This is a genomic window from Nocardioides sp., from assembly GCF_035703625.1.
Lineage (GTDB): Bacteria > Actinomycetota > Actinomycetes > Propionibacteriales > Nocardioidaceae > Nocardioides.
The window spans coordinates 24741-32570 of sequence record NZ_DASSXS010000297.1; the positions used below are offsets into that span (position 1 = coordinate 24741).

Here is a 7830-nt window from a genome sequence, read left to right on the forward strand (position 1 = left end):
CTACCCCTTGACCACGACTTCGGCCACCTCGCCCCGGTAGCCACCCTCGGCCGCGGGGAGGGAGGTGAACCACACCACCACGAAGCGACCGGTGGCCGGCTCGTCCAGGGTCACCCGCTCCTGCTCGGCCTCGGTCACGCGGGCCGCGGGGGTGAGCCCGACGACCGAGCTCGGCGCCTGGTCGGAGACGAAGATGCTCACGTCGCTGGGGCCACCGGCCAGCCTCAGGTCCACATCGGTGACCGTGTGGGAGGACCCGAGGTCGAGCACGAGTCCGACCCCGGTCTTCAAGCCGGTGGGCCCGAGGTCCTGCTCGTAGGTCACGGTGCGCCAGGACGTGGCGGGGTCGCCGTCGACGGCCAGGGGTGCCAGTTCGCGGTTCTCCTCGGGCGGGTCGCCCTGCGGGTCGAGGTCGAGAGCGGTGACGCCGGCGATCGGCTGGGCGTCGGTGGAGCTGGTCGGCTCCGAGGGATCCGGCGCCGGATCGGGGTCTGCGCCGAGCGGTGAGCGACCTCGCCCGAGGTTGAACGCGAACACGATGGCGATCAGGAGCAGGCAGCAGCCGGCCACCGCGGCGGCCAGTCGCATCCAGCTCCGGCCCGGGACCTCGTCGGGCTCCTCCTCGGTGGCCGGGATGACGCCGCTGCCGGTGCCGGCATCCCACGGCCAGAACTCCTGCGACACCGCGGCCCCGCCACCAGGGCGGGGAGTGCGGGTGGGACGGCCCTCGGGTGGCTCCGGGGCGAACAGGGGACGCTCCGGCGGCTCCTCGAACGGAGGCGGCGGCGGTGGCTTCTCCGGGCGGGCCGCCATCCAGGACACGGCGTCGTTCTCGTCGTCGAAGATCGGCACCCCGGCCTGGGTGGGCAGGTCGGAGGACTCGGCGGGAGCGTCCCGCGGTGGCCCCGGGACATCGACGGGAGGCTGCGCGGCCGACCGGTCGACGGGCTGGTCGAGAGGACGGGCCGGTGGCGGCGGTGCAGCCGGGCCCTGCGTTCCCGGGGCTCCGGTGGCCCCGGCGGACTTGAAGCGCATGGTCGGGGTGGCGGCCGGGGTGGGGGCGGCCAGCCGTCCCGGGCGCGGGGCAACGGTCCGCTGGCCCGCACTGGCCTCGGCCTCCGCCATGGCGGCGACGTCACCCACGAAGTCGCGCAGCGCCTCCCGGATGCCGTGGGCGCTGCGCAGGCCGGGGCGGTGCGGGTCACCGGCCGACCCCGGCGCGTTCAGCACCTGGTCACAGAGGTTGTCCAGCGGCTTCTGCACGCCCGCCTTGACCTGGCGCGGTCGCAGGACGCGGCCGTTCTCGAGGGGGGCGGAGGGAACGCCGGAGCGGGACACGCCGGGCCACTTCCCCGTCAGCAGGTAGTACAGCAGCCCGGCGAGGTCGGTGACGTCCGTCGACATCCGGCCGGACGGGAGGCCGAGCAGGGCGGCCTCGACGGCGAGCCCGATGACGCGGACCGAGCCGGCCTGGTCGATCATGACGTTCTCGGGGACGAGGCGGCCGTGGGCGACGCCGGCGTCGTGGGCGGCAGCGATGGACTCGGCGACCTCGGAGACGATCCAGGCGGCTCGCCGGCCGCCGACCGGACCCTCGTGCGCCACCAGGACGTCGATCGACCTGCCGGAGCCCCACTCGTTCACGACGTAGCAGAGCTCGTCCGTGCGGTCGACGTCGAGCACCCTCAGGAACCTGCGGTCATGCAGCGCGGCCGACAGCCGGGCGGCCTCCATCAGGCCGTCGGCCCGCTCGTCGTCAGCGGCGAGGAGGTGGACCGACACGTGCCGGTCCAGCGTCCGGTCGTGCGCTCGCCAGAACCTGCCGGATCCGCTCTCGCTGAGCAGGTCCACGAGCAGGTAGCGGTCGGCCAGGACTTCCCCCGGTCGCATCGAGATCGGCACGCCTTCCTCTCCACGGCTTGGTGTCCCCATCGTAGGGCGGTTCGGGTGCGAGCTCAGGACCGGAACCGCCGAGTGACTGTGTCGAGAACGTCGGTGACCTCGCGCAGGCGGAGCAGGCGGGCCGCCGTCACGAAGAGCACGACGTCGAGGCCGGTCACGAGAGCGGCCCTGAGCGCGGCGACCGCCTGGTTGGGGTCGCTCACCAGCCGGCCGAGGGCCAGGTTCGCCAGGTACGCCGCCGCGGTCGAGACCGCCGCGGCGATGACCAGGCGCACCAGGAAGCGGGCGAGCCGCCGGGTCTCCAGCCCCCCGAGGTGGCGGCGCAGCATCAGGTAGGACACCGTCGAGCCGACGACGTACGACGCCGTGTAGGCCAGCACCAGCGCGGGCGAGGTCTCCTCGGCCGTGGCGAGGGAGACGAGCGCGATCGCGGCCGCGATGTTGGTGCTCGCGATGATGCACTGGATCCAGAAGACGGTGCGCGTGCGCTCGAGCGCGTAGAACCCGCGCAGGGTGAGGTAGTGGACGGTGAAGAAGAGCAGCCCGACACCGAAGAGGGCGAGCGTCGGGGCGAACAGCTCGAACTCGTCACGCCCGGCACCCCACCCCCAGACCACCTGCGAGATGTCGGTCGAGATCACCGGCAGCAGCAGGGCGAAGGGCAGGATCACGGCCAGCGCGCTGCGCAGCGACATCCCGAGGGTGCGGGCGAGGCCGGCCAGGTCGCCGACGTTGGCCCGGTCGCTGAGCCGCGGCAGGATCGCGGTCGCGAGGGAGACCGTGATCACCGAGTGCGGGACCATCACGATCAGGAAGCTCTGCGCGTACACCGTGTACCCCGTGCCGGTGCCGCCGTCCACCGCGGCCGCCGTACCACCGGAGGCGAGGCGGACCACGACGGTGTAGGCGATCTGGTTGACCACCACGAACAGCACCGTCCAGACCCCGAGCCGCAGGGTGTGTCCCAGGCCGGTGTCCCTGAGGTCGAACCGGGGACGGAAGTTGAACCCGGCGGCACGCAGGAACGGGAGCAGGATCAGCAGCTGTGCGGCGATGCCCAGGGTCGACCCCAGGCCGAGCAGCGCCTCCTGGCCGCTGGTGAACGCGGCGGTCTGCTCGGCGTCCGTGGCGGGACCGAAGACCACCAGGTACACGACGAGGACCGCGACCGCGATCACGTTGTTGGCGATCGGGGCCCACATCATCGGGCCGAACCGGCCCCGCGAGTTGAGGATCTGCCCGAGCAGGACGAACACGCCGTAGAAGAACACCTGCGGGAGGCAGTAGCGGGCGAAGTCGATGACCGACTCCCGCTGGGCGGCCAGCGCGGGGTCGTCGAAGCGGGGGTCGAGGTAGAGGTCCATCACCCACGGCGCCGCCAGCACCAGCGCGACGGTGACCAGCGCGAGGAACAGCACGGCGGCGGTGACCACGCGGTTGGTGTAGGCCTCGCCGCCGTCGTCGTCGTTGCGCATCGCCCGGACCAGCTGCGGGACCAGGACGGCGTTGAAGATGCCGCCCGCCACCAGGATGTAGAGCATGTTCGGCACGGTGTTGCCGATGTTGAACAGGTCGGCGTGCAGCACGTTGCCGAGTGCGGCGACGAGCAGCGCGGAGCGCACGAACCCGCTCAGCCGGGAGACCACCGTCCCGGCGGCCATCACCGCGCTGGACGAGAGGATCCGGGACTCGTCGGTGGACTCGGCCGGGGGCTGGCTCATGCGGCGCGGGCCCGACGTACCCGGCGCACGAGGCGTACGACGATCGCGCCGAAGAGCAGCGCCACCCCGGTGCCGATGATCAGCCAGATCACCTGGCTCACCTGGGCCGAGCGGACCGGGAGCCGGGCCGTGGAGCCCAGGGGCGTCCCGTCCTCGGAGGTGACGATCAGCTCGACGTTGTGCACCCCCAGCTGGGTGGTGGCGGCCTCGAGCAGGACCGCGCTGCGGCCTCCGGCGGCGATCTCGATGGTGTCGGTGTCACTGATCGCGAGGGGGGAGTCGGCGAGGGACTCGACGCGCACCCGCACCGGATGGTCGAGGTTGTTGGCGATCGTCGCCGAGAACCGCCCGGTGGTGCTCGACAGGGTCACGGCCGGTGGTGCGTCGACGCGGATCGAGGCGAGCTGGCGCGAGATCTGCTGGCTCGACCTGTCGGCCTCGGCACGGGAGGCGTCGGGGTGGACCCGGCTGGAGTACGAGAGCCCGTTGAGCGCCTCGGCGAGGACGGCGTCGGCCACCCGGTCGTTGTTCGCGAGCACCTGCTCGAGCGTGTCGCCGACCCGGATCAGGGCATCGGCGGACGCGAAGTTGGCGGCGTCGAGCTCCAGCGCGGCCTGGCTCTCGGGGTAGTCGAGCTGGTCGCCGTCGACCGGCTCGGGCCGCTCGGTGGTGGCCGAGTCGACGTCGGTGAGGTCCAGCCAGGGGACCTCGAGCCCGGGATAGAAGGAGGTGGTGCTCCCCGGATTCCAGTTCGGGGGCAGCACGACCACGAGGGGGGTCGGGCTCGGCTGCAGCAGCCGCAGCGCCGCCTCGGACAGGATCCGCTGCCGGACCGCCATCTGACCCAGCGGATCGTCGGGACCGGGCCCACCCTCGGCGGCGCCGGAGCAGATCACCGTGACCGTGCGCCCGGCGACGCTGGCCACCGCCGGCGCGGGGGCGTCGAACATCCGGTCGGAGACCATGGTGGTCGATCCCCGATCGATCATCCCGAGTGCCTCGGGCCGCAGCTCGCCGCCGGGTGAGGCGATCGCGGGAGTGGTGTCGAGGTCCCACGAGTCGAGGACGGCACCAGTGCGCCGGCGCGCCTGCTCGTACATCGCCGGGTCGCGCTCGGCAGCCGCCGAGACGTCGAGGTCGCCGTACGGCAAGGTCAGCACCTGGTCCTCCGAGCCGATGGCCTCCTTGAACCGGGTGAGCCAGGTGGCGCCCGGCTCGGTGGCGGCGTTGCGCGGCGCGCCCTCCGGCCTGGTCCCGGGATCGACCGGGGCTGACTCGCTGTCGCCCGCCGCGCTCGGTTCCGGCGTCGGAGAGGGCGAGGAGGTCTCGCCCGACGGCGTGGACACGGTGTCGTCCAGCGGTCGGGGTGGGTTGCCTGCGACCAGGTCGCGGACGGCGTCGGGCACGGCCGGGTCCACCAGCCAGCTCACCGGCTGGGAGCCGGACGCTGCGCCGAAGTCGACCAGCGACCGCAGGGTCCCGCCGGTGTCGAGGGTGCGGGCCCACGACGGCGCGTTGATGATCCGACCCCTCGGGGTGTAGCGGACCTCGTGGCGGACGGGGATCACCAGCGCGGTGTTGAGGGTCCCGCTGCCGGGCGGAACGAGAGGCAGGAACGTGCGGGCCCGGCCGTCGGCGATGCCGTCACGCGGCTCGTCGGACTCGCCGAGCGCGTGGACGCCGAACCAGTAGACCCCGGGCTCGGTCACGCCCAGATCCGACCGGGTCACCTCGATCGAGAACTGCGCCGAGTCCCCCGGCGCGATGGACGTCACCGTGTCGAAGGTGCCGGGTGCGGTGATGCGGTCCCCGACCGGCTCGGCCGGGTCGAGGTCGGCGGCCTCGGCCAGCTCCCCGGTCGACCTGATCGGGGTGGCACCCATGAAGAGGTGCAGGTTGACCGCGACCCAGCGCTCGTCGGTGTGGTTGGTGAGGGTGCCGTCCACACGCACCGGTCCGCGGGCCGGCAGGTACGACGGTGAGAGGGCGTCGATGGTGACGCCGAGGGCGTCCTCGTCCTGCCGCGCGGCCGGCCGGGCCGAGTGGTGAACCGTGGCGGCGGCGCTCCGGCTCGCCGGAGGGGGGGCATCCTGGTCGGGGGACGACGGCGCCGGGGCGGCCGCGGCAGCGGTCGGAAGTGCGGTGGCTGCTACCGCCAGGAAGGCAGGAAGCAGGGACCACAGGTGACGCACGGCGCCGACTCTATCCGGAGCCACTGCGGCCGATAGAGTTGCTCGCCGTGTCCGACGCCGACCTCCCCCCGCTCCAGATGACACGGGTCCAGGACTCGGTCGCGCAGGAGCTGGACCGGATCGCGCCGGTCATCGACGAGCTCGGGCGCAGGTTCCGCGAGGCCGGCGAGGAGCTGGCGCTGGTGGGCGGCTCGGTGCGCGACGCGATGCTCGGTCGGCACCAGAACGACCTCGACTTCGCCACCTCCGCGCGACCCGACCGCACCGAGAAGCTGCTCACCGGATGGGCGGACGCGACCTGGGACATGGGACGCGACTTCGGGACCATCGGGTGCCGCAAGGACGCCTGGCAGGTCGAGATCACGACGTACCGCTCGGAGATCTACGACGCGTCGTCACGCAAGCCCACGGTCGACTTCGGAGACACCCTCGCCGGAGACCTCGGACGGCGGGACTTCACGGTGAACGCGATGGCGGTCCGGGTGCCGGAGCGCGCCTTCGAGGATCCGTTCGGTGGGATCGCCGACCTCGGGCACCGCGTGCTGCGCACCCCGGGCACCCCGGAGGCCTCCTTCTCCGACGACCCCCTGCGGATGATGCGCGCCGCGAGGTTTGCCGCACAGCTCGGTTTCAAGGTCGACCCGGCGGTGGTCGCCGCGATGACGGCCATGGCCGACCGGATCGCGATCGTCTCGGCCGAGCGGGTCCGCGACGAGCTGGTGAAGCTGGTGTGCGGACCGTACCCACGACGCGGGCTGACCCTGCTCGTGGAGACGGGTCTCGCCGAGCACGTGCTGCCCGAGCTTCCCGCCCTCGCGCTGGAGCGGGACGAGCACCACCGCCACAAGGACGTCTACGAGCACACGCTCACCGTCCTCGAGCAGACGATCGAGCTCGAGCACCGTCTGCCCGGGGGCGAGGCCGACTTCGTCGCCCGGTTCGCCGCCCTCATGCACGACGTCGGCAAGCCCCGCACCCGCCGCTTCGTCGGCGACGGGACCGTCACCTTCCATCACCACGACGTGGTGGGCGCCAAGCTCACCCGCAAGCGGATGCGGGCCCTGCGGTTCTCCAACGACGTCACCGACGCGGTGGCGCAGCTGGTCGAGCTGCACCTGCGCTTCCACGGATACGGCGAGGGCGACTGGACCGACTCGGCGGTGCGGCGCTACGTCCGCGACGCGGGCGACCAGCTCGAACGTCTCCACGTCCTCACCCGCGCCGACTGCACCACCCGCAACCGGCGCAAGGCCGAGCGGCTCCGGCGCACGTACGACGACCTCGAGGAGCGCATCGCGCGGCTCTCCGAGGAGGAGCAGCTGGCCGCGATCAGGCCCGACCTGGACGGCAACGAGATCATGGAGATCCTCGGGATCGGCGCCGGTCCCGAGGTCGGTGCCGCCTATCGCTACCTCCTCGAGCTCCGGCTCGATCGCGGGCCGCAGTCCCCCGAGGAGGCCCGGACCGCGCTGCTCGACTGGTGGTCGGCCCGCTCCTGAGGTGCCCCGGCTGCGTTAGGTTCGCGGCTCCCCCCACGGACGGAGTGACAGTGAGCGAGTACGAGTCCCTGCTCGAGGAGTCGATCGAGGTGGCCGCCCCGCCGGCCCAGGTGTGGTCCCTCGTGACGGACCTGCCCCGGATGTCGCAGTGGAGCCCGCAGGTCGTGCGGACGATCGTGCGCGGTCCGGTCCAGCTGGGGACCAAGGCGTTCAACATCAACCGCCGCGGGCCCCTCTTCTGGCCGACGCGCACCAAGGTGGTGGAGTTCGAGCCGCACCGCGAGTTCGCGTTCCGCGTCAAGGACAACTACACGGTCTGGTCCTTCACCCTGGAACCCACAGCGACCGGCACGCGCGTGATCCAGCGGCGCCGGGCCCCCGAGGGCATCTCCGACATCTCGATCAAGCTCACCAGGATTGCCCTGGGTGGGCAGCAGAACTTCACCCGGGAGCTGCGCGAGGGGATGCGGCAGACGCTGAGCCGGGTCAAGGCCGAGTCGGAGGCATAGGTCCGGG

At 72.5% G+C, this 7830-nt stretch carries 5 protein-coding genes; 2 read left to right on the forward strand and 3 right to left on the reverse strand.

Features of this window, described 5'->3' with window-relative positions:
• The 3 genes from VFN12_RS15725 to VFN12_RS15735 are packed head-to-tail and all read right to left on the reverse strand — an operon-like array spanning position 1 to position 5815.
• Positions 1-1902 (reverse strand): protein kinase family protein, encoded by a 1902-nt coding sequence (locus VFN12_RS15725; protein ID WP_325119689.1) that lies wholly within the window; start codon positions 1900-1902, stop codon positions 1-3.
• Positions 1903-1955: 53 nt separating this feature from the next.
• Entirely contained in the window at positions 1956-3623 is a 1668-nt protein-coding gene (murJ, locus tag VFN12_RS15730; RefSeq protein WP_325119690.1) for a murein biosynthesis integral membrane protein MurJ, read from the reverse strand.
• On the reverse strand, positions 3620-5815 hold the full coding sequence (locus VFN12_RS15735; protein WP_325119691.1) for a DUF6049 family protein: 2196 nt from the start codon (positions 5813-5815) through the stop codon (positions 3620-3622). The genes murJ and VFN12_RS15735 overlap by 4 nt, the downstream gene beginning before the upstream one ends.
• A 77-nt stretch (positions 5816-5892) precedes the next feature.
• On the opposite strand from VFN12_RS15735, the gene VFN12_RS15740 reads away from it, so the two are divergent.
• Complete coding sequence (locus VFN12_RS15740; RefSeq protein WP_325119694.1) at positions 5893-7314, forward strand: CCA tRNA nucleotidyltransferase; 1422 nt, start codon at positions 5893-5895, stop codon at positions 7312-7314.
• 50 nt (positions 7315-7364) lie between these two features.
• The gene (locus VFN12_RS15745; RefSeq protein ID WP_325119692.1) at positions 7365-7823 is read left to right on the forward strand and encodes an SRPBCC family protein; all 459 of its coding nucleotides are present in this window, start codon (positions 7365-7367) and stop codon (positions 7821-7823) included.
• The last annotated feature ends 7 nt before the right edge of the window (positions 7824-7830 follow it).

Excerpts from the sequence above, each read along its gene's own strand:
- VFN12_RS15740 (WP_325119694.1), top strand. The coding sequence starts at position 5,893 with ATGACACGGGTCCAGGACTCGGTCGCGCAGGAGCTGGACCGGATCGCG.
- murJ (WP_325119690.1), bottom strand. The coding sequence starts at position 3,623 with ATGAGCCAGCCCCCGGCCGAGTCCACCGACGAGTCCCGGATCCTCTCG.